Origin of the sequence: Streptomyces sp. NPDC002888, from assembly GCF_042888465.1 — a bacterium.
Classification (GTDB): domain Bacteria; phylum Actinomycetota; class Actinomycetes; order Streptomycetales; family Streptomycetaceae; genus Streptomyces.
The window spans coordinates 121017-143000 of sequence record NZ_JBIAPU010000001.1 but is presented as its reverse complement, the minus strand read 5'-3'; the positions used below and the strand labels follow the sequence as shown (position 1 = coordinate 143000).

17 protein-coding genes are annotated in these 21984 nt (G+C 70.7%); 13 read left to right on the top strand and 4 right to left on the bottom strand.

The window, feature by feature from the left end:
* Positions 1 to 4: 4 nt before the first annotated feature.
* The 4 genes from ACFYWX_RS00605 to ACFYWX_RS00590 are packed head-to-tail and all read right to left on the bottom strand — an operon-like array spanning position 5 to position 5587.
* Positions 5 to 865, bottom strand: a complete 861-nt coding sequence (locus tag ACFYWX_RS00605; protein ID WP_389421820.1) for a 2Fe-2S iron-sulfur cluster-binding protein — start codon at positions 863 to 865, stop codon at positions 5 to 7.
* The gene (locus ACFYWX_RS00600) at positions 862 to 2694 is read right to left on the bottom strand and encodes an NADH-ubiquinone oxidoreductase-F iron-sulfur binding region domain-containing protein (protein WP_389422156.1); all 1833 of its coding nucleotides are present in this window, start codon (positions 2692 to 2694) and stop codon (positions 862 to 864) included. The genes ACFYWX_RS00605 and ACFYWX_RS00600 overlap by 4 nt, the downstream gene beginning before the upstream one ends.
* 5 nt (positions 2695 to 2699) lie before the next feature.
* Complete coding sequence (locus tag ACFYWX_RS00595; RefSeq protein WP_389421819.1) at positions 2700 to 4619, bottom strand: molybdopterin oxidoreductase family protein; 1920 nt, start codon at positions 4617 to 4619, stop codon at positions 2700 to 2702.
* Positions 4616 to 5587 carry a 2-dehydropantoate 2-reductase gene (locus tag ACFYWX_RS00590; protein WP_389421818.1) on the bottom strand — a complete coding sequence of 324 codons (972 nt, stop codon included), beginning with the start codon at positions 5585 to 5587 and terminating at the stop codon, positions 4616 to 4618. Before ACFYWX_RS00590 ends, ACFYWX_RS00595 begins: the two co-directional genes overlap by 4 nt.
* A gap of 258 nt (positions 5588 to 5845) precedes the next feature.
* On the opposite strand from ACFYWX_RS00590, the gene ACFYWX_RS00585 reads away from it, so the two are divergent.
* The 13 genes from ACFYWX_RS00585 to ACFYWX_RS00525 all read left to right on the top strand — a co-directional run bounded on the left by ACFYWX_RS00585 (position 5846) and on the right by ACFYWX_RS00525 (position 21973).
* On the top strand, positions 5846 to 7177 hold the full coding sequence (locus ACFYWX_RS00585) for an OFA family MFS transporter (protein WP_389421817.1): 1332 nt from the start codon (positions 5846 to 5848) through the stop codon (positions 7175 to 7177).
* Positions 7146 to 7283 (top strand): hypothetical protein, encoded by a 138-nt coding sequence (locus ACFYWX_RS00580; RefSeq protein WP_389421816.1) that lies wholly within the window; start codon positions 7146 to 7148, stop codon positions 7281 to 7283. The genes ACFYWX_RS00585 and ACFYWX_RS00580 overlap by 32 nt, the downstream gene beginning before the upstream one ends.
* Positions 7284 to 7432: 149 nt before the next feature.
* The gene (locus ACFYWX_RS00575) at positions 7433 to 8380 is read left to right on the top strand and encodes a beta-ketoacyl-ACP synthase III (protein WP_389421815.1); all 948 of its coding nucleotides are present in this window, start codon (positions 7433 to 7435) and stop codon (positions 8378 to 8380) included.
* A 173-nt stretch (positions 8381 to 8553) separates the two neighbouring features.
* On the top strand, positions 8554 to 9231 hold the full coding sequence (locus tag ACFYWX_RS00570; RefSeq protein ID WP_389421814.1) for a GntR family transcriptional regulator: 678 nt from the start codon (positions 8554 to 8556) through the stop codon (positions 9229 to 9231).
* A gap of 200 nt (positions 9232 to 9431) precedes the next feature.
* Positions 9432 to 10616, top strand: coding sequence for an ROK family protein (locus ACFYWX_RS00565; RefSeq protein WP_389422155.1), 1185 nt, complete (start codon positions 9432 to 9434; stop codon positions 10614 to 10616).
* Positions 10617 to 10773: 157 nt separating this feature from the next.
* Positions 10774 to 12297, top strand: a complete 1524-nt coding sequence (locus ACFYWX_RS00560) for a sugar ABC transporter ATP-binding protein (protein WP_389421813.1) — start codon at positions 10774 to 10776, stop codon at positions 12295 to 12297.
* On the top strand, positions 12294 to 13313 hold the full coding sequence (locus ACFYWX_RS00555; RefSeq protein WP_389421812.1) for an ABC transporter permease: 1020 nt from the start codon (positions 12294 to 12296) through the stop codon (positions 13311 to 13313). Before ACFYWX_RS00560 ends, ACFYWX_RS00555 begins: the two co-directional genes overlap by 4 nt.
* 17 nt (positions 13314 to 13330) lie before the next feature.
* Positions 13331 to 14371 (top strand): substrate-binding domain-containing protein, encoded by a 1041-nt coding sequence (locus tag ACFYWX_RS00550; protein ID WP_389421811.1) that lies wholly within the window; start codon positions 13331 to 13333, stop codon positions 14369 to 14371.
* A 91-nt stretch (positions 14372 to 14462) separates the two neighbouring features.
* Positions 14463 to 15674 carry a Gfo/Idh/MocA family protein gene (locus tag ACFYWX_RS00545; protein WP_389421810.1) on the top strand — a complete coding sequence of 404 codons (1212 nt, stop codon included), beginning with the start codon at positions 14463 to 14465 and terminating at the stop codon, positions 15672 to 15674.
* A gap of 12 nt (positions 15675 to 15686) precedes the next feature.
* Positions 15687 to 16685 carry a sugar phosphate isomerase/epimerase family protein gene (locus ACFYWX_RS00540; RefSeq protein ID WP_389421809.1) on the top strand — a complete coding sequence of 333 codons (999 nt, stop codon included), beginning with the start codon at positions 15687 to 15689 and terminating at the stop codon, positions 16683 to 16685.
* 196 nt (positions 16686 to 16881) lie between these two features.
* On the top strand, positions 16882 to 19341 hold the full coding sequence (locus tag ACFYWX_RS00535; protein ID WP_389421808.1) for a PQQ-dependent sugar dehydrogenase: 2460 nt from the start codon (positions 16882 to 16884) through the stop codon (positions 19339 to 19341).
* Positions 19342 to 19353: 12 nt separating this feature from the next.
* Positions 19354 to 20724, top strand: coding sequence for a ThuA domain-containing protein (locus ACFYWX_RS00530; protein WP_389421807.1), 1371 nt, complete (start codon positions 19354 to 19356; stop codon positions 20722 to 20724).
* Between the two features lie 112 nt (positions 20725 to 20836).
* Positions 20837 to 21973 carry an inositol-3-phosphate synthase gene (locus ACFYWX_RS00525; RefSeq protein ID WP_389421806.1) on the top strand — a complete coding sequence of 379 codons (1137 nt, stop codon included), beginning with the start codon at positions 20837 to 20839 and terminating at the stop codon, positions 21971 to 21973.
* Positions 21974 to 21984 lie beyond the last annotated feature (11 nt).

The following is a 21984-nucleotide window of genomic DNA, read 5'->3' as shown; positions in this document are numbered from 1 at the left end:
CTGATCAGCCCCGGTTCTGTACGTGCTGGTAGCCGAAACGGCCCTTGATGCAGAGGTTGCCGTGGGTCACCGGGTTGTCGTGCGGTGAGGTGACCTTCACGATCTCATTGTCCTGCACGTGCAGCGTCAGGTTGCAGCCCACTCCGCAGTACGCGCACACCGTCGTCGTCTCCGTCTGCGCCGACTCCTCCCAGGTACCCGCCGCGCGCATCTCGAACTCGGACCTGAACGACAGCGCACCCGTCGGACACACCTCGATGCAGTTCCCGCAGTACACGCACGCCGAGTCGGTCAGCGCGGCGTCGTGCTCGACCGCGATCCGGGCGTCGAAGCCGCGCCCCGCGACGGAGATCGCGAAGGTGTTCTGCCACTGGTCGCCGCAGGCGTCGACGCACTTGTAGCAGAGGATGCACTTGTCGTAGTCGCGCACGTACAGATCGTTGTCGATCCTCGGTTCCTCGTTCAGGCGCGCCGCTTCGGGGCCGAACCGGTCCGGCTTCGCCTCGTACTCCTTGATCCACTCGCCGGCCCGCGGGGTCGTCGACAGATCCACCGAGGAGGCGAGGAGCTCCAGGACGATTCTGCGGCTGTGCCGGGCGCGTTCGGTGTCCGTCCTCACCTCCATGCCCGGCTCGGCCCGGCGGGAGCAGGCCGGCACGAGGGTCCTGGATCCCTCCACCTCCACCACGCACACGCGGCAGGCGTTCTTCGGGGTGAGGGTGTCGCCCTGGCAGAGGGTGGGCACGTCCTTCCCGGCGGCCCGGCAGGCGTCGAGGATCGTCGACCCCTCCGGGACCCTGGTCTCCTCCCCGTCGATGGTGAACTCGACCAGCCTGCGCGGCACTCCGAGCGGTATCGCGGTCATTCGTACGCCCCCAGACGGTCGATGGCGGATTCCACGGCGTTCCACGCGGTCTGCCCGAGACCGCAGATCGAGGCGTCCCGCATCGCGCGGCCGACCTCCCTGAGCAGGGCGATGTCGTCCGCGGCCGCCGCGCCCGTGCGCTCCGCGATCCGGTGCAGCGCCTCCTCCTGGCGCACGGTCCCGACCCGGCACGGCACGCACTGGCCGCAGGACTCGTCGCGGAAGAACTCGGCGATGCGGAGCAGGAGCCGGGGAAGGGGGACGGTGTCGTCGAAGGCCATGACAACCCCGGAGCCGAGTGTGGCGCCGGCCTCCCGGGTGCCTTCGAAGGTGAGCGGGATGTCGAGCTCGTCGGGCCGTACGAAGCCGCCGGCCGCCCCGCCGAGGAGCACGGCCCGCAGCCGCTCGCGCACGCCGGCCTTCTCCAGCAGTTCGCCCAGTGTCGCGCCGAACGGCAGCTCGTAGGTCCCGGGCCGCTCCACGCTGCCCGAGACGCAGAACAGCTTGGGCCCCGTGGACCGCTGCGTCCCGATCGCCGCGTACGCCGGTGCCCCCATCGTCAGGATCGGCAGGACGTTGACCAGCGTCTCGACGTTGTTCTCGACCGTCGGCCTGCCGAACAGCCCCTTCTCCACGGGGAACGGCGGCTTCGAGCGCGGTTCGCCCCGGTAGCCCTCGATGGAGTTGAACAGGGCGGTCTCCTCGCCGCAGATGTAGGCGCCCGCCCCGCGCCGGATCTCGATGTCGAAGGCGTAGCCCTGGCCGAGGATGTCCTCGCCGAGCAGTCCACGGGCGCGCGCACGGTCGACGGCATGGTGCATACGGTCTGTCGCCCGCGGATATTCGCCGCGCAGATACAGAAACCCGCGGTGCGCGCCGACCGCATACGCCGCGATCGTCATCGCCTCGACGAGCGCGTACGGGTCGCCCTCCATGATCACGCGGTCCTTGAAGGTGCCCGGCTCGGACTCGTCGGCGTTGCAGACGAGGTAGTGCGGATGATCGGGCCGGGAGGCCGTGGCCTGCCACTTGCGGCCGGTCGGGAAGGCGGCTCCGCCGCGCCCCACCAGACCGGAGTCGGTGACCTCGCGGATGACGCCGGCGGGGCCGAGCGCGAAGGCCCGGCGCAGGGCCGTGTAGCCGCCGTGGGCACGGTAGTCGTCCAGCGAGGACGGGTCGACGACTCCGACGCGGCGCAGTAGGGTCAGCGACGGGTCCCCCGCCTGGGGCACCGCCAGCGCCGCCGGTGGCTCCTGAGGTGCCGAGTCGGGGGCACGCGCGGCGAGCACGGCGGCCTCGACGGTCGTCGGCGCCGACACGGCCGTACGGACCGGATCGCCGGCCTTGATCGCGAGGGCCGCCGGAGCGCGCTCGCACAGGCCGAGGCAGGGGCTGCGCTCGACCGCCACCCCGCTGCCCGGGCCCAGCCGCGCCTCGACGCCCGCGCACAGTTCGCTCGCCCCCGCGGCCGTGCACGCGAGGTCCGTGCAGACGTGGAGCACGGTCGCGGGACGGGGCCCGACCGAGAACATCGCGTAGAAGGTGGCGACCCCGTAGGCCTCCGCCGGCGGCACGGTCAGCCGGCGGCACAGGTAGCCGAGAGCGCCCTCGCTGATCCAGCCGACCCGGTCGTTGATCGCGTGCAGCCCCGGCAACAGCAGGTCGCGGCGGTCCCGGGCCTCGCGACCACCGCGGGCCCACCTCAGGTCGGCGGCCCGCATCTCGTCGCGGGCGGCGCCCTCCCACGAGGACTCGGGAGGCCCGAGCAGCGCGTCGACCGCCGCCCGCTCCTCGTCCGTCGGCTTGCTGTCGCCGAAGTGCAGGTCCACTTGCGTCACCTCACGTAGGTCACAACCGGCAGCTTGTCGATCCGGATCGCCGACGCCTTGAACTCCGCCGTCCCCGCGATCGGGCAGTTGGCCTCGATCGTCAGCTGGTTGGTGTCCACCTCGTCGGGAAAGTGCATGGTCATGAAGGCGAGCCCGGGCCGCAGCGCGGTGTCGACCCACACCGGCGCCACCACAAAGCCCCGTCGCGACGACACCCGTACCTCCTCACCGACCACCACCCCGTAGCGCTCGGCGTCCTCCGGGCACAGCTCGACATACTCGCCCCGGCGCAGCGGGGAGGCGAAACTCCCGCTCTGCACACCGGTGTTGTAGGAGTCGAGCCGCCTGCCGGTGGTCAGCCGGATCGGGTACTCCTCGTCCGTGAGGTCGACCGGCGGATCGTGCTGCACGATCCCGAAGGGTGCCCGTCTGCCCCGAAGTTCCGGGTCCGTCTCCCACAACCGCCCGTGCAGATAGGTCGGTTCCAGCCGGTCCGGGCTCGGACACGGCCACTGGATGCCCTGGTGCTCCTCCAGGCGGTCGTACGTCATCCCGTAGTGGTCCGGGGAGACCGAGCGCAGCTCGTTCCAGACGGCCTCGGAACCGGCGTACTTCCAGTCGTGGCCGAGCCGGGCCGCGAGGTCGCAGATGATGTCGATGTCCTCGCGCGCCTCGCCGGGCGGGGTGACGGCCCGGCGCACCCGCTGAACGCGGCGCTCGCTGTTGGTGGTGGTGCCCTCGGTCTCCGCCCAGCCGGCGGTCGCGGGCAGGACGACGTCGGCCAACTCGGCCGTCTTCGTGAGGAAGATGTCCTGCACGACGAGGAAGTCCAGCGCTCGCATCCGCCGTACGGCCTGCTCGCTGTCGGCCTCCGACTGCGCGGGGTTCTCGCCGATGCAGTAGACCGCCCTGAGCGTGCCCTCCTCCATCGCCTCGAACATCTCCGTCAGGTTCAGCCCGTAGTGCGGCTGGATGACGGTGTCCCAGGCGGACTCGAACTTCAGCCGCGATGCGGCGTCGAGGATGTCCTGGAAGCCCGGGAGACGGTTGGGGATGGCGCCCATGTCGCCGCCGCCCTGCACGTTGTTCTGCCCGCGCAGCGGCTGCAGGCCCGAACCGTACCGGCCGACGTGCCCGGTCAGCAGGCAGAGGTTGATCAGCGCGCGCACGTTGTCGGTGCCGTTGTGGTGCTCGGTGATGCCGAGGGTCCAGCACAGCTGGGCGCGCTCGGCGCGGGCGTAGGCGTGCGCCAACTCCCTTATAGCGCGGGCCGGTACGCCGGTCACCTTCTCGGCGAGCGACAGTGTCCACGGCTCGACCAGCGCCTTGTACTCCTCGAAGCCGGAGGTCGCCCGCTCGATGAACGCCTCGTTGGCCAGGCCCGCGTGGATGATCTCGCGGCCGATCGCGTGCGCCATCGGGATGTCCGTGCCGACGTTGAGGCCGAGCCAGCTCTCCGCCCACTCGGCGGTGGAGGTGCGGCGGGGGTCGACGGCGTACATCCGGGCGCCGTTCCTGATCCCCTTCAGGACGTGCTGGAAGAAGATCGGGTGCGCGAAGCGGGCGTTGGAGCCCCACATCACGACGACGTCCGTGTGCTCGATCTCCTCGTACGAGGAGGTGCCGCCGCCGGAGCCGAAGGCCGCCGACAGCCCGGCGACGCTCGGGGCGTGACACGTCCGGTTGCAGGAGTCGACGTTGTTGGTGCCCATGACGACCCGCGCGAACTTCTGGGCCACGTAGTTCATCTCGTTGGTCGCGCGGGCGCAGGAGAACATGCCGAACGCACCGCGGTTGCGCTCCAGTCCCCGGGCGGCGCGGCCCAGGGCCTCCTCCCAACTCGCCTGCCGGAGGGGCTCGTCGCGGGAGTCCCGGACAAGGGGGTGCGTGAGCCGGGTGTAGGTCTTCGGTTGCCGTTTGCTCATGCGGCGCTCCTCCGTGCCAGCAGGTCCGAGATGGCGTGGACGGTGCGCAGGGTGGGCACCTCCACACCGGTGATCTCCGCCAACTCGACGACGGCGGCGAGGAGTACGTCGAGTTCGAGCGGCTTGCCGCGCTCCAGGTCCTGGAGCGTGGAGGTGCGGTGGTCGCCGACGCGCTCCGCGCCCGCGAGACGGCGCTCGATGGAGACGCCGACCTCGCAGCCCAGGGCCTCGGCGACGGCGAGCGTCTCCGCCATCATGATCTCGATGACCCTGCGGGTGCCGCCGTGCAGGCACATCTGCCGCATGGTCGCGCGGGCCAGCGCGCTGATCGGGTTGAAGGAGATGTTGCCCAGCAGCTTGAGCCAGATGTCGTTGCGCAGGTCCGGCTCCACCGGGCACTTGAGCCCGCCGGTCTGCAGGGCCTCGCTGAAGGCGAGACAGCGCGCCGACGTGCTGCGGTCGGGCTCGCCGACGGAGAACCGGGTGCCTTCCAGGTGCCGTACGACGCCCGGCCCTTCGAGTTCGGTCGCCGCGTAGACGACACAGCCGACGGCCCGTTCGGGCGCGAGCACCGCACTGACCGCGCCACCGGGGTCCACGCTCTCGACGCGGTGGCCGTCGTACGGACCGCCGTGCCGGTGGAAGTACCACCAGGGGATGCCGTTCTGGGCGGCCACGACCGCCGTGGTGTCGTGCAGCAGCGGCTCGATCAGCGGCCCGCACGCCGCGTACGAGTTGGCCTTCAGGCCCAGGAAGACGTAGTCGACCGGGCCGATCTCCGCCGGGTCGTCGGTGGCGTGGGCGCGAGCGGTGAAGTCGCCGCGCGGGCTGAGCACCCGTACTCCGTCCCGCCTCATGGCCGCCAGATGCGGTCCACGGGCGACGAGATGCACATCGGCGCCCGCACGGTGGAGCGCGGCACCGACGTAGGCGCCGATGGCTCCGGCGCCGAGAACTGCGACTTTCATGGTGAGGGAGCTCCGTTCGGTCGAGGGATACCGAGGAACTGTCGAGCAACGGTCCACTTTGTGTCGACGAAATATTGTCTACAGTATGGAAGTTGGGCCAGCAAGAGTTCGCGCAGCGCGTGAAGTGCCGGGAGCGGCTCGGACGCGCCGTGGGATACCGGTCGGTCCGACCGTTCGGCGCCTCCCGGATACCGTTCATCGCATACGGTCGACGCGCCGCCTTTTCAACTGCCCTGCCGGTTCCTACCGTTCGGGATCATGAGTCCCCCTGTCGCCCCCCAGGGCTGGAGCCGCTGGCTGGTTCCGCCCGCCGCTCTCTCCGTCCACCTCTCCATCGGCCAGGCCTACGCCTGGTCCGTCTTCAAGCCGCCGCTGGAGTCCGCGCTCGGTCTCAGTGGCACCCAGAGCGCGCTGCCCTTTCAGCTCGCCATCGTGATGCTCGGGCTGTCCGCCGCGTTCGGGGGCACGCTCGTGGAGCGGAACGGGCCGCGCTGGGCGATGACGGTCGCCCTCGTGTGCTTCTCGTCCGGCTTCCTGATCTCCGCGCTCGGCGCGGCGACGGAGCAGTACTGGCTGATCGTCCTCGGCTACGGCTTCGTCGGCGGGATCGGCCTCGGCATCGGCTACATCTCGCCGGTCTCGACACTGATCAAGTGGTTCCCCGACCGGCCCGGCATGGCCACCGGCATCGCCATCATGGGCTTCGGCGGCGGTGCGCTCATCGCCTCTCCCTGGTCGGCGCAGATGCTGGAGTCCTTCGGTTCCGACCACTCCGGGATCGCGCTCGCGTTCCTCGTCCACGGGCTGTCGTATGCGGTCTTCATGCTGCTGGGCGTGCTGCTGGTGCGGGTGCCACGCACCGAGCGGCCGGTCGACAGCGGGCCGAGTGTGCCGACGGGGCCTCAGGTCTCGGCTCGTAACGCCGTGCGTACTCCGCAGTTCTGGTGCCTGTGGGTCGTGCTGTGCATGAACGTGACCGCCGGCATCGGCATCCTGGAGAAGGCCGCGCCGATGATCACGGACTTCTTCGCCGACACCTCGACCCCGGTCTCCGTGACGGCCGCCGCCGGCTTCGTCGCCCTGCTGTCCGCGGCCAACATGGCGGGCCGCATCGGCTGGTCCTCCACCTCCGACCTGATCGGACGCAAGAACATCTACCGCGTCTACCTCGGCGTCGGCGCCCTGATGTACGGGCTGATCGCCCTGTTCGGAGACTCCTCCAAGCCCCTGTTCATCCTGTGCGCGCTGGTGATCCTCTCCTTCTACGGCGGCGGCTTCGCGACGATCCCCGCCTACCTCAAGGACCTCTTCGGCACCTATCAGGTCGGCGCGATCCACGGCCGGCTGCTGACCGCCTGGTCGACGGCCGGCGTGCTCGGCCCGCTCATCGTGAACTGGATCGCCGACCGGCAGGAGGAGGCCGGCAAGCACGGCGCGTCGCTGTACGGTCTGTCCTTCGGCATCATGATCGGGCTGCTCGTCGTCGGCTTCGTCGCCAACGAACTCGTCCGGCCCGTCGACGCCCGCCATCACATCCCCGCCCCGAGGGAGGCCGCCGATGTCGCACGACAGCAGCCCGAGTCAGCCTGACCCCCGCCGGCCGCTGATCGCCTTCGCCTGGCTGTGGGTGGGCGCGCCGCTCGTCTACGGGCTGTACGAACTCGTCCTGAAGGCGAAGCAGCTGTTCACCGGGTAGACGTTCGAAAGGTGATCGGGCGTCCGGCGGTCTGACGGAAGCCGACAACCCCGACGCTCGTTTCCTGTGGCTTCACCTGCCGTCGTACTGGTGAGTCACTGATCAGACTGGTGGGTCCTGCTATCCAAGGCAACGAGGGGGACCACCCAATGAACGGCTCGCGCATCGCCGCCGTCGGCCACTACCAGCCCGCCAAGGTACTCACCAACGAGGACCTGGCGGGCCTGGTCGACACCAGCGACGAGTGGATCATGAGCCGAGTGGGCATCCGCACACGGCACATCGCAGGCCCCGACGAGCCCGTCGACGAGCTCGCCGCGCACGCCGCCGCCAAGGCGCTCGCCACGGCGGGTCTCACGCCGGGCGACATCGACCTGGTGCTGGTCGCGACCTCCACGGCCGTCGACCGCTCCCCGAACATGGCCGCCCGTGTCGCCGCCCGACTCGGCATCCCGGGCCCCGCCGCCATAGACGTCAACGTGGTGTGCGCCGGATTCACCCACGCGCTGGCCACCGCCGACCACACCGTGCGTGCGGGCGCGGCGAGCCGCGCACTTGTCATCGGCGCCGACAAGATGTCCGAGGTGACGGACTGGACCGACCGTACGACGTGCGTGCTCGTCGGGGACGGGGCGGGCGCCGCCGTGGTGGAGGCCTGCCCGCCGGGTGAGGAGCCCGGCATCGGGCCCGTGCTGTGGGGCTCGGTGCCCGAGATGGGGCACGCCGTCCGCATCGAGGGGCAGCCGGCGCGGTTCGCGCAGGAGGGGCAGAGCGTCTACCGCTGGGCGACCCAGCAGCTGCCGCCCCTGGCCCGGCAGGCCTGCGAGCGGGCCGGCTTCGCGCCCGAGGACCTCGCCGCCGTCGTCCTGCACCAGGCGAACCTGCGCATCATCGAGCCCCTCGCGGGGAAGATCGGCGCGGTCAACGCCCTCGTCGCGCGGGACGTGTGCGAGTCCGGGAACACCTCGGCCGCGAGCATCCCGCTGGCGTTCTCCAAGCTCGTGGAGCAGGGCGGGATCTCCTCGGGCGACCCGGTGCTGCTGTTCGGGTTCGGCGGCAACCTGTCGTACGCGGGGCAGGTCGTGCGCTGTCCGTGAATGCGCTGGTGTGGGGGCGCTGTCCACGAGTGTGTTGCCCGTGAGGGGGCGTGTGACGAGGCCAACTGCGCCCTGCTCTGGCCATTGTGCGCCGTAGACTGTAGACGAAAGACAATCGATACTGATGGTCCGGCCGTGGTGAGCCCGGCGCCGCTCAGGAGGGGGACCGACCGATGTTGTCGACAGGACTGCCGCAGGGCGCGGTGCCCAGACTCGAACGGCCCGGCCCGCTGCGCGACCGTGTCTACGAGGCCCTGCTCGAACTCATCACGACCCGCGCCCTCCAGCCCGGCCAGCACCTCGTCGAGAGCGAACTCGCCGGGCACCTCGGGGTCTCCCGGCAGCCGGTGCGCGAGGCGCTCCAGCGGCTGAACACCGAGGGCTGGGTCGATCTGCGGCCCGCCCAGGGTGCGTTCGTGCACGAGCCGACCGAGGAGGAGGCCGACCAGCTCCTCACGGTCCGTACGCTCCTGGAGGCGGAGGCCGCCCGGCTCGCCGCACTGAACGCGGACAGCGCCGGGATCGAGGCGTTGGACGAGATCTGCGGGGAGGGCTTCACCGCCGTCGCCTCGGACGACGTGGACCGCGCCGTCGCGCTGAACGCCCGCTTCCACGCGAAGATCATGGAGCTGGCCGGCAACGCCGTCCTCGCGGAACTCGCGGCCCAGGTCGACCGTCGCGTGCGCTGGTACTACACGCCGGTCGCCCGGCAGCGCGGGGGCCAGTCCTGGACCGAGCACCGGGAGCTCATCGCCGAGATCGCGGACGGGAACGCGCAGGAGGCTGCCCGCCTCATGCGCGAACACACGGAGCACACGCGCAAGTCGTATCACGCGCGAGCCAAGTCCTGAGCGAGGCAGGGGACTTCCCTCCCGCGTGATCCCTCAGCCTTGAGTCCGCCCTTCTGTGCCGCTTGCTTTGTCCTGTCAGTGGAGAAAGTTCGCAGCAATCCGTGCACGGCTTCTTCCCAGCCCCGGCAGTCGCTGCTACGTTCCCCTCGAAAGCCCGACACGGGTGGCCGAATTGATGCGGGGAGGGGCTCGTGAGACGTATGACGGCACGCCCCGCCAACGCGCACCAGGCCCGGCTGCTCAAGCTGTTGCGTGATTCCGGCCCCAACTCCCGTGCCCAACTGGGCGATCAGGTCGACCTGTCGCGGTCCAAGCTGGCCGTGGAGGTGGACCGGCTGCTGGAGACCGGGCTGGTCGTGGCCGATGGACTCGCCGCCTCGCGCGGCGGGCGCCGCTCCCACAACATCCGGCTCGCGCCGGGCCTCCGCTTCCTCGGCATCGACATCGGCGCCACCTCCGTCGACGTCGCGGTCACCAACGCCGAACTGGAGATCCTGGGCCACATCAACCAACCCATGGACGTGCGCGAGGGACCGGTCGCGGTCTTCGAGCAAGTCCTTTCCATGGCCGCCAAGTTGCGTGCCTCAGGGCTCGCGGAGGGCTTCGACGGCGCCGGCATCGGCGTCCCCGGCCCGGTCCGCTTCCCCGAGGGCGTACCGGTCGCGCCGCCGATCATGCCGGGCTGGGACGGCTTCCCCGTGCGGGAGGCGCTCAGCCAGGAACTCGGCTGCCCGGTCATGGTCGACAACGACGTGAACCTCATGGCGATGGGAGAGCAGCACGCGGGCGTCGCCCGCTCCGTCGGCGACTTCCTCTGCGTCAAGATCGGCACCGGCATCGGCTGCGGCATCGTCGTCGGCGGAGAGGTCCACCGCGGCACGACGGGCAGCGCGGGCGACATCGGGCACATCCAGGCCGTGCCCGACGGACGGCCCTGCGCCTGCGGCAACCGCGGGTGCCTGGAGGCCCACTTCAGCGGGGCGGCACTGGCCCGCGACGCGCTGGAGGCCGCCCAGCAGGGCCTCAGCGTCGAACTCGCGACCCGGCTGGAGGCGAACGGCGGCCGCCTGACCGCCGTCGACGTCGCCGCCGCGGCCGCCGCGGGCGACGCCACCTCCCTCGACCTGATCCGCGAGGGCGGCAACCGTGTCGGCCAGGTCATCGCCGGACTCGTCTCGTTCTTCAACCCCGGCCTGGTGCTGATCGGCGGCGGGGTGACCGGACTCGGCCACACCCTGCTCGCCGCGATCCGCACCCAGGTCTACCGCCAGTCACTGCCCCTCGCGACAAACAACCTGCCCATCGTTCTGGGGGAGTTGGGCCCGACCGCCGGCGTCATCGGCGCTGCCCGGCTCATCAGCGACCACCTCTTCTCGCCCGCCTAGACCCTGACCCCGGTTCGGCTCACCAGCACAGCGCACCGCTCTGCCCTGCCTGAAAACGCCTTCTCTGCCCAAAAAGACGCCTGCTCTGCCTCAAGAGCCCTACGCGGCAGGTGAATCGCCCTCAAACCGGCCCGCACGTCCGCCGAGGGGAACCCACATGGCACCAGAACCACCGCTGCTCACCATGTCCGGCATCACCAAGTCGTTCCCCGGCGTCCGCGCCCTGGACGGCGTCGACCTCGACGTCCAGGCCGGTGAAGTGCACTGCCTGCTCGGCCAGAACGGTGCCGGCAAGTCCACCCTCATCAAGGTCCTGGCCGGCGCCCACCAGCCCGACACCGGCACGATCCACTGGCGAGGCGAGCCCGTCACCCTCCGCTCGCCCATCGCCGCCATGCGCCTCGGCATCGCCACCATCTACCAGGAACTCGACCTGGTGGAGCACCTGTCCGTCGCCGAGAACGTCCACCTCGGCCACGAACCCACGGCCGCCGGCTTCGTCGTGAGGGGAAAGCTGGCGCGCACGTCAACAGCGGCTCTGCTGAAGCGGCTTGGGCATCCGGAGATCGATCCGTCCCGGCTCGTCGGCGCCCTGTCGGCGGCACAGCAGCAGATCGTCTCCATGGCGCGGGCGCTCTCCCACGACGTACGCCTCATCGTCATGGACGAGCCGTCGGCGGCCCTCGACCCCGATGAGGTCGACAACCTCTTCCGCATCGTCGGCGACCTCACCGCCGAGGGCGTCGCCGTCGTCTACATCTCGCACCGCCTGGAGGAGATCCGCCGCATCGGCGACCGCGTGACCGTGCTGAAGGACGGCCGCGCGGTGGCAGGCGGGCTGCCCGCGAAGACGACCCCGACCCGTGAGGTCGTAGCGCTGATGACGGGGCGGAACGTGGAGTACGTCTTCCCGCAGCGGTCGGCGGCGGGGGCGGAGCCGGCCGGGCCGCCGCTTCTCCAGGTGCGGGGGCTGGCGCGGGACGGCGAGTTCGCGCCCTTCGACCTCGACCTGCACCCGGGAGAGATCGTCGGACTCGCGGGGCTGGTCGGCTCCGGACGCTCGGAGATCCTGGAGACCGTCTACGGCGCCCGCAAGCCGAGCAAGGGCCACGTCCTCGTCGACGGACGGCCGTTGCGGCCCGGCAGCGTGCGCGCGGCAGTCCGCGCCGGCCTCGGTCTCGCGCCCGAGGAACGCAAGGCGCAGGCGCTGCTGATGCTGGAGTCCGTCACCCGCAACGTCTCGGTCTCCTCCATGTCCCGCTTCTCGCACGGGGGTTGGATCGACCGGCGCGCCGAACTCGGCGCGGCGCGGGCGGCGACCCGCGAGCTGTCGCTGCGCCCCGACAACCCGTCGGTCCCCGTGCGCACCCTCTCCGGCGGCAACCAGCAGAAGGCCGTCCTGGCGCGCTGGCTGCTGCGCGGCTGCCGTGTCCTGCTGCTCGACGAGCCCACCCGGGGTGTCGACGTCGGCGCCCGCGCCGACCTGTACGCAGTCGTCCGCCGACTGGCGGACGAAGGCCTCGCCGTGCTGCTGGTGTCCAGCGAGGTGCCGGAGGTGCTCGGCCTCGCCGACCGCGTGCTGGTGCTCCGTGAAGGCCGCGTCGTCCACACGGCGCCCGCCCGGGAGCTCGACGAACACCGCGTACTCGACCTCGTCATGGAAGGAAGCCCGGTGTCATGACGCAGCCCGTCTCCCCGCCCCGGGACAGCACCGACAAGGTGCCGCCGATCCACCAACTCCCCGCGTGGCGCGTCCTCGTGGCCCTCGCCGACGTCCGCACCCTCTCCCTCCTCGGTGTGCTCGCCGTACTGATCGTCATCGGCGGTATCACCAAGCCGGACGAGTTCCTCGACACCCGCAACCTCCAACTCGTCCTCACCCAGGCCTCGGTGATCGGCGTTGTCACCGTCGGCATGACCTTCGTCATCACATCCGGCGGCATCGACCTCTCCGTCGGCGCGATCGTCGCGCTCGCCTCGGTGTGGGCGACCACCGTCGCCACCCAGGAGTTCGGCTTCGCGGGCATCCTCTTCACCTCGTTGCTCGTCGGGCTCGGCTGCGGCCTGGTGAACGGGCTGCTCATCGCGTACGGCGCGATGGTCCCCTTCATCGCCACGCTCGCGATGCTGGCTTCGGCACGCGGGTTGGCGTTGCAGATCACCGACGGCAGGACGCAGGTCGTCACCATCGAGGGGATCCTCGATCTGGGCGAGCGGGATTCCTACGTGCTCGGCATCCCGCCGCTCGTCCTGGTCTTCGCGGTCGTGACGGTCATCGGCTGGCTGCTGCTCAACCGGACCACCTTCGGGCGCCGCACGGTCGCCGTCGGCGGCAACGCGGAGGCCGCCCGCCTCGCCGGCATCGACGTCCGCCGCCAGCGGCTCTACCTCTACCTGCTGTCCGGGCTGTGCTGCGGCATCGCCGCCTTCCTGCTGATCGTCCTGGCCGGCTCGGGCCAGAACACCAACGGCAACCTCTACGAACTCGACGCGATCGCGGCCGCGATCATCGGCGGCACGCTGCTCAGCGGGGGCCGCGGCACCATCACCGGCTCCGTGCTCGGCGTCCTGATCTTCACCACGATCACCAACATCTTCGCCCTGAACAACCTGCAGAGCGACGTCCAGCAGATCGCCAAGGGCGCGATCATCGTCGCCGCCGTGCTGGTCCAGCGCCGTACCGCGAGCACGACCTGAGGAAAGGGTTCACCGCCATGTCGCACCTCACCAGTCGCAGAGGACTGCTCTTCGGCACCGCCGCCGTGTCCGCGGGTGCCCTCCTCGCAGGTTGCACGAGTAACGAACCCAGCGACGAGAAGCCGGCCGCCGACGATCAGCCGGCCGCCGACGACAAGCCCGGCAAGCAGGTCACCATCGGCTTCGCCGGACCGCAGGCCGACCACGGCTGGCTCAACGCCATCAACGACAACGCCAAGGACCGGGCGAAGAAGTACACGGACGTCACCCTGGAGATCACCGAGGGCTCCAACGACACCGCCACGCAGATCGGCCAGATCGAGACCCTCATCAACAAGAAGGTCGACGTCCTGGTCGTCCTGCCCGCCGACGGCAAGGCCCTCACCCAGGTCGGACTGAAGGCGATGCGCGCCGGCATCCCCGTCGTCAACCTCGACCGTATCTTCAACACCCCGCAGGCCTACCGGTGTTGGATCGGCGGCGACAACTACGGCATGGGGCTCAACGCCGGCCGCTACATCGGCGAGAAGCTGAAGGGCAAGTCGAACGCCAAGGTCATCGAGCTGGCCGGCCTGGACAACCTGGAACTCACCAAGCAGCGCACCCAGGGCTTCGACGACGCGCTGAAGAACTACCCCAACATCAGGAAGGTGGCCCGCCAGGCCGCCGACTTCACGGTCGAGTCCGGCCAGGCCAAGATGGCCCAACTCCTGCAGGCCCAGTCCACGTTCGACGCGCTGTGGAACCACGACGACGACCAGGGCGTGGGCGCCCTGCGCGCCGTCGAGCAGGCCGGACGCGACGACTTCCTGATGGTCGGCGGCGCGGGCGCGCTCTCCGCCTTCCAGGCGATCAAGCAGGACAACGGCGTCCTCAAGGCGACCGTCCTCTACCCGCCGACCATGGCCGCCTCCGCGATCGACCTCGCCCGCGCCCTCGGCCAGGGCAAGGGCGTGGGCGGCCTCGCCGAGTACGAGATCCCCGCGTCGATCACGCTCTACTCGGCCGTCGTCGACAAGGACAACGTCGACCAGTACATGTCCACGGGTTTCCGCTGAGCCACACCCGTGGGGACATGTCCACCCCCTTCCCATGAGGCGCCCCGCCCCGCGCCCCCCACCGCGCCATGACGACGAGGAGGACCTCTGCATGGAACAGCCGCAGCAGTCAGCAGGACCGGAGGCCGACAAGCCACCACTGCGCGTCGGCATGGTCGGCTACGCCTTCATGGGCGCCGCCCACTCCCAGGGCTGGCGCACCGCGGGCCATGTCTTCGACCTGCCCCGCCGCCCGGTCCTCGCCGCGATCTGCGGCCGGGACGCGGCGGCCGTGCGCGCGGCGGCCGACCGGCACGGCTGGGCGGCGGCCGAGACCGACTGGCGCGCCCTGATCGCACGGGACGACATCGACGTCGTCGACATCTGCACCCCCGGCGACAGTCACGCCGAGATCGCCCTCGCCGCCCTGGAGGCCGGCAAGCACGTCCTGTGCGAGAAGCCCCTGGCGAACACCGTCGAGGAGGCCGAGAGCATGACGCATGCGGCCGAAGAGGCATACGGGCGCGGCCAGTTGGCGATGGTCGGCTTCAACTACCGCCGGGTGCCGGCCACCGCGCTGGCCCGCCGGATGGTCGCGGAGGGCAGGCTCGGCACCCTGCGGCACGTGCGGGTGACGTACCTTCAGGACTGGCTGGTGGACCGGGACTTCCCGCTGACCTGGCGGCTGCGCAAGGAACTCGCGGGATCCGGCTCACTCGGCGACCTGGGCGCGCACATCGTCGACCTCGCACAGCACCTGGCGGGGGAGCGGCTGGCCGGTGTCTCCGCGCTCACCGAGACCTTCGTACGGCAGCGGCCGCTGCCCGGTGGGGGAGCGACCGGCGGACTGGCTGCCGTGTCCACCGCCGGAACCGGCACGGTCACCGTGGACGACGCCGCCCTGTTCACCGGCCGCTTCGCCTCCGGCGCCCTCGCCTCCTTCGAGGCCACCCGGTACGCCACCGGACGCAAGAACGCCCTGCGCATCGAACTCAACGGCGAGCACGGCTCGTTGGAGTTCGACCTGGAGCGCCTCAACGAGCTCTGGTTCCACGACGGTTCGGAGCCCGCCGCACAGGCCGGCTTCCGGCGCATCCTCGTCACCGAGCCCGACCACCCCTACATCGACGCCTGGTGGCCCCCGGGTCACGGTCTCGGCTACGAGCACACCTTCGTCCACCAGGCCCGCGACCTGGTCCACGCCATCGCCGAGGGCCGCCGCCCCGAACCCTCCTTCGCCGACGGACTCCAGGTCCAGCGCGTCCTCGCGGCGGTGGAGGAGAGCGCCGAGAAGAACTCCGTCTACACCCCGATAGCGGTCTGAGGAGGCCCCCGTATGGCGCGCCAGTTCACGCTCTTCACCGGCCAGTGGGCCGACCTGCCCCTGGAGGAGGTCTGCCGTCTCGCCCGCGACTTCGGCTACGACGGGCTCGAACTCGCCTGCTGGGGCGATCACTTCGAGGTCGACAAGGCCCTCGCCGACCCGTCCTATCTGACCTCCCGCCACCAACTCCTCGACAAGTACGGCCTGAAGTGCTGGGCGATCTCCAACCACCTGGTCGGCCAGGCGGTCTGCGACGCCATCATCGACGAACGTCATCAGGCGATCCTGCCCGACCGCATCTGGGGCGACGGTGAGCCGGAAGGCGTCCGGCAGCGGGCCGCCGCCGAGATCGCCGACACCGCCCGCGCCGCGGCCGCCTTCGGCGTCGAGACCGTGGTCGGCTTCACCGGCTCCGCCATCTGGCACCTGGTCGCCATGTTCCCGCCCGCACTCGAGTCGATGATCGAGCGCGGATACGAGGACTTCGCCGAGCGCTGGAACCCGATCCTCGACGTCTTCGACTCGGAGGGCGTGCGGTTCGCGCACGAGGTCCACCCGAGTGAGATCGCGTACGACTACTGGACGACCGTACGCACGCTGGACGCAGTCGACCGTCGACCGGCCTTCGGCCTCAACTTCGACCCCAGCCACTTCGTCTGGCAGGACCTCGACCCGGTCGGTTTCCTGTGGGACTTCCGCGACCGCGTCTACCACGTGGACTGCAAGGAAGCCCGCAGACGTCTCGACGGCCGAAACGGCCGCCTCGGCTCCCATCTGCCCTGGGGCGACCCGCGCCGCGGCTGGGACTTCGTGTCGGCCGGCCACGGCGACGTCCCCTGGGAGGACGTCTTCCGGATGCTGCGCTCCATCGACTACCAGGGCCCCATCTCCGTGGAGTGGGAGGACGCCGGCATGGACCGGCTCCAGGGCGCCCCCGAGGCCCTGACCCACCTCAAGGCGTACGACTTCGAGCCGCCTTCGGTCTCCTTCGACGCGGCGTTCGGTAACTGACCTTTCGTCAGCTCTTCTCCGGCTCTCCGGCTCTCCGGCTCTCCGGCTCCTTGGCTCTTCGGCTTTCCGGCTCTCTGGTTCTCCGGGATGACGGCGCATCCCGGCGCAGGTACCCGCCCGTACAACCGGCCCCTTTCTGGAGGCATCCGTGCACGGGAACGACTGCACCACCCGCACCACCCGCACCGACCGAACAATGACCCACAGACGACGCCTGTCCTGGCGCAAGTCAGCCGCCCTGATCAGCGGGGTTCTGCTGGCAGGCGCGTCGCTCGGCCTCACCGCACCCACGGCCGGCGCAGCCGTCGCCGGCCGGGAGGCGGCGGCCGCCGCCGAGGACTTCCAGCAGGTCACCCTCGCCAAGGGCGAGGCGGAGGTCGGCGAGCCGATGTCGCTCGCCGTCCTCCCGGACCGCTCGGTCCTGCACACCTCACGCGACGGCGAACTCCGTCTCACGGACGCGGCCGGCAACACCAGGCTTGCCGGCAAGCTCGACGTCTACTCCCATGACGAGGAGGGCCTCCAGGGCATCGGCGTCGACCCGGCCTTCTCAGAGAACCGTTTCATCTACCTCTACTACGCGCCTCCGCTGAACACCCCGGCCGGCGACGCCCCCGAGACCGGCACCGCGGCGGACTTCGCGCCCTTCGACGGCGTCAACCGCCTCTCCCGGTTCGTCCTGAAGACCGACGGCACGCTCGACAACGCCAGCGAGACGAAGATCCTCGACGTCCCGGCCTCCCGGGGCCTGTGCTGCCACGTCGGCGGCGACATCGACTTCGACGCGGCGGGCAACCTCTACCTGTCGACCGGCGACGACACCAACCCCTTCCAGTCGGACGGCTTCACCCCGATCGACGAGCGGGCGAACCGCAACCCGGCCTTCGACGCCCAGCGTTCGTCCGGCAACACCAACGACCTGCGCGGCAAGATCCTGCGCGTCAAGGTGAACGCCGACGGCTCGTACTCCGTCCCCGCCGGCAACCTCTTCGCCCCCGGTACGGAGAAGACGCGCCCCGAGATCTACGCGATGGGCTTCCGCAACCCGTTCCGCTTCAGCGTCGACAAGAAGACCGGCATCCTCTACGTCGGCGACTACGGCCCCGACGCGGGCGCCGCCGACCCGGCCCGCGGACCGGGCGGCCAGGTCGAGTTCGCCCGGGTGACCGGCCCCGGCAACTTCGGATGGCCGTACTGCACGGGCGACAACGACGCCTACGTGGACTACGACTTCGCCACCGGCGCCTCCGGAGCCGCCTTCGACTGCGCCGCCCCGAAGAACACCTCCCCGAACAACACCGGCCTCACCGACCTGCCCCCGGCCCAGCCCGCCTGGATCCCGTACGACGGAGGGTCCGTCCCCGAGTTCGGCAGCGGCTCCGAGTCCCCGATGGGCGGCCCGGTCTACCACTACGACGCCTCGCTCGACTCGCCGGTGAAGTTCCCCCAGGCCTACGACGGGGACTTCTTCGCCGGGGAGTTCGGCCGTCGCTGGATCAAGCGGATCACGAGCGACGCGAACGGCACCGTGCAGTCGATCAGCGACATCCCGTGGACCGGCACCCAGATCATGGACATGGCCTTCGGCCCCGACGGCGCGCTGTACGTCCTCGACTACGGCGTCTCGTGGTTCGGCGGCGACGAGCACTCGGCCCTGTACCGCATCGAGAACGCCACCGACGGCCACTCCCCGGTACCGCAGGCTGCGGCGAGCCGCACCTCCGGGCAGGCCCCGCTGAAGGTCCGGTTCTCCTCCGAGGGCACCGCCGACCAGGACGGCGACGCGCTCACCTACAGCTGGGACTTCGGCGACGGCGGAAAGTCGACGCGGGCCAACCCGACATACACGTACCGCAGGAACGGGACCTACACCGCGACCCTGACCACCCGGGACACCACCGGCCGCACCGGCAGTGCGAGCGTGCAGATCGTGGTCGGCAACACCGCGCCCACGGTCGTGCTGGAGGCACCGAAGGACGGGCAGCTGTTCAGTTTCGGTGACGCGATCCCCTTCAAGGTGAAGGTCACCGACCCGGAGGACCGAAGCATCGACTGCTCCAAGGTCACCGTCACCTTCGTCCTCGGCCACGACAGCCACGGCCACCCGGTGACCTCGGCCAACGGCTGCACCGGCACCCTCCAGACCAGCGCCGACGGCGGCCACGACGAGGACGCCAACATCTTCGGAGTCCTCGACGCCGAGTACACCGACGGCGGGGGCGGCGGCCAGGCCGCGCTCACCACGCACGACCAGAACGTCGCCCAGCCCTGCCACCGCCAGGCCGAGCACTTCGGTGACTCCTCCGGCGTCACCGTCATCACGAAGGACACCGCGCACGGCGGCCGGACCGTCGGCGACATCGACAACGGCGACTGGATCTCCTTCACGCCGTACGTCCTGAGCAACGCCCGGCAGATCACGGCACGCGTCTCCTCCGGCGGCGCTGGCGGCACGCTGGAGGTCCGCGCCGGATCCCCGAGGGGCACCCTGCTCGGCAAGGCGACCGTCCCGGTGACCGGCGGCTGGGAGAACTTCCAGGACGTCACCGCCGCCCTGTCCCGCGCACCGAGGGCCACGACCACGCTCTACCTGGTCTTCAAGGGCGGCTCGGGCGCCTTGTTCGACGTGGACGACTTCACCTTCACCACGGGCTGAGAGGAGGCTCCCATGCGCCGAAGAGGCCAACTGACCACCGCGGTCGCGGGGGCGGCCCTGCTCCTCGGCTGTGTCGCGCACCCGGCCGTCTCCCAGCCCGATCACGACGGCAGGCGCGTGCTCGTCTTCTCCAAGACGGCCGGCTTCCGCCACGACTCGATCCCGGCCGGCGTCGCCGCGGTACGGCAGCTCGGCGAACGCGGCGGCTTCACCGTCGACGCCACCGAGGACGCGGGCGCGTTCACGTCCGCCAACCTGCGCCGCTACGACGGGGTCGTGTTCCTGTCGACGACGGGAGACGTCCTCGACGCCGCCCAGCAGACCGCCTTCGAGGGCTACATCCGCCACGGCGGCGGCTACGTCGGCATCCACGCCGCCGCCGACACCGAGTACGACTGGGCGTTCTACGGCGGCCTCGCCGGCGCCTACTTCCAGTCGCACCCGGCGATCCAGCAGGCCGAGGTGAACGTCGAGGACCGGGCCCACCCGGCGACCTCGGGGTTGCCGCGGGCCTGGGAACGCACCGACGAGTGGTACAACTACCGCTCCAACCCGCGCGAGCACGCCCACGTCCTCGCCTCGCTCGACGAGTCGTCCTACACCGGCGGCACCATGAACGGCGACCATCCGATCGCCTGGTGCCAGAACTACCGGGGCGGCCGCGCCTTCTACACGGGAGGCGGCCACACGGGCGAGTCGTACGCCGAACCCGCCTTCCTCGCCCACCTGCTGGGCGGCATCCGCTGGGCGATCGGCGACGCGCAGGCCGACTGCCGCCCGGAGAACGGCTACCGGCCGCTCTTCGACGGTACGTCGGCTTCGCTCGCCGGCTGGCAGCAGGCGGGCCCGGGCTCCTTCACTCTCGACGACGACGGCACGCTGACGTCGTCGGGCGGGATGGGCCTGCTCTGGTACGCCGACCGGAGCTTCGGGGCGTACTCCCTGAAGCTCGACTGGAAGACGTCCGGTGCTTCCGGTGACGACAACTCCGGTGTGTTCGTGGGCTTTCCGCCCTCGACGGATCCGTGGTCGGCGGTGAACAACGGCTACGAGGTTCAGATCGACGCCACGGACGTACCTGAGAAGACCACCGGGGCCGTGTACGGCTTCCAGTCCGCCGACATCAGGAAGCGCGACCGCGCGCTGAACCCGCCGGGGGAGTGGAACACCTACGAGATCCGCGTGCAGGGCGAACGACTCCGCGTGTGGCTCAACGGCGTGAAGATCAATGACTTCACCAACACCGATCCGGCCCGGAGCCTGCGCGACGGACACCTCGGTCTCCAGAACCACGGAGCCGACGACCAGGTGTCCTTCCGTGACGTCCGGCTCAAGGAACTGCCCGCGAAGCCCTCGGTCCGTACGGCTTCGCAGGGCGACTGAACGGCGACGGGCGGGGGACGCCGGACTCCCGCCCGCCGTCTCCTTGCCGTCCCTCTCCTTCCCGTCCGTGTCGGTCCTGTCCGTGTCGGTGTCCTCGACAAGGAGGCTGCTCATGTCCGCATCCGTTTCACGCTCGCGTGTCGGTGTCTGGCTGATCGGAGCACGCGGTTCCGTCGCCACCACCGTCGTCGCGGGATGCGCCGCCGTCACCGCGGGCCTGCACCCGCCGACCGGCCTGGTCACCGAGACACCGGCGTTCGCGGAGAGCGGCCTGCCGGCGTTGTCGTCGCTCGTCTTCGGCGGCCACGACACGGTGGACTGCCCGCTGCCCAAACGGGCGGAGGAACTGGCGGCCGGCGGCGTACTGCCCCCCGGCCTGCCGTCCGCCGTCGCCGCCGAACTGGACGCGGCGGAGCGGGAGATCAGGCCAGGAGGCCCGGTCCCGGGCGACACCCGGGACGCGGAGGAGCTGATCAGCACCTTCGCCTCCGACCTACGGGACTTCGTACGACGGCGCGGTCTGGCGCGGGCGGTGGTGGTGAACGTGGCGTCCACCGAACCCGCGCCGACCGGATCCACGCTGCCGCCGAGCTCGCTGTACGCCGCGGCCGCCCTGCGCGCCGGCTGTCCGTACGTCAACTTCACCCCCTCTACCGGCCTGCACCATCCTGCTCTCGCCTCCGCCGCCGACGCGAGCGGCCTGCCGTACGCCGGCCGTGACGGCAAGACCGGCCAGACGCTGCTGCGCTCCGTCCTCGGCCCGATGTTCACCCAGCGCGCCCTCGCGGTCCGGGCCTGGTCCGGCACCAACCTGCTGGGCGGCGGCGACGGCGCGGCCCTGGCCGACCCGGCGGCCGCGGCGGCGAAGAACGCGGGCAAGGAACGTGTCCTCGCCGACACCCTGGGCACCGCCCCGGAGGGCCAGGTCCACATCGACGACGTACCGGCGCTCGGCGAGTGGAAGACGGCCTGGGACCACATCGCCTTCGACGGCTTCCTCGGCACCCGCATGATCCTCCAGACCATCTGGCAGGGCTGCGACTCGTCCTTGGCCGCACCCCTCGTCCTCGACCTCGCCCGCCTGACCTCCCGCGCCCACGAGGCAGGCCTCTCCGGCCCCCTCACCGAACTCGGCTTCTTCTTCAAGGACCCGGTGGGGGACGGGCCGCCGGCCCTGGGAGAGCAGTACGCGGCACTGGCCGGCTTCGCGCAACGGCTGAGGAACGCCCGAACGGGGGAGCAGGAGTGAGGCGGGGAAGT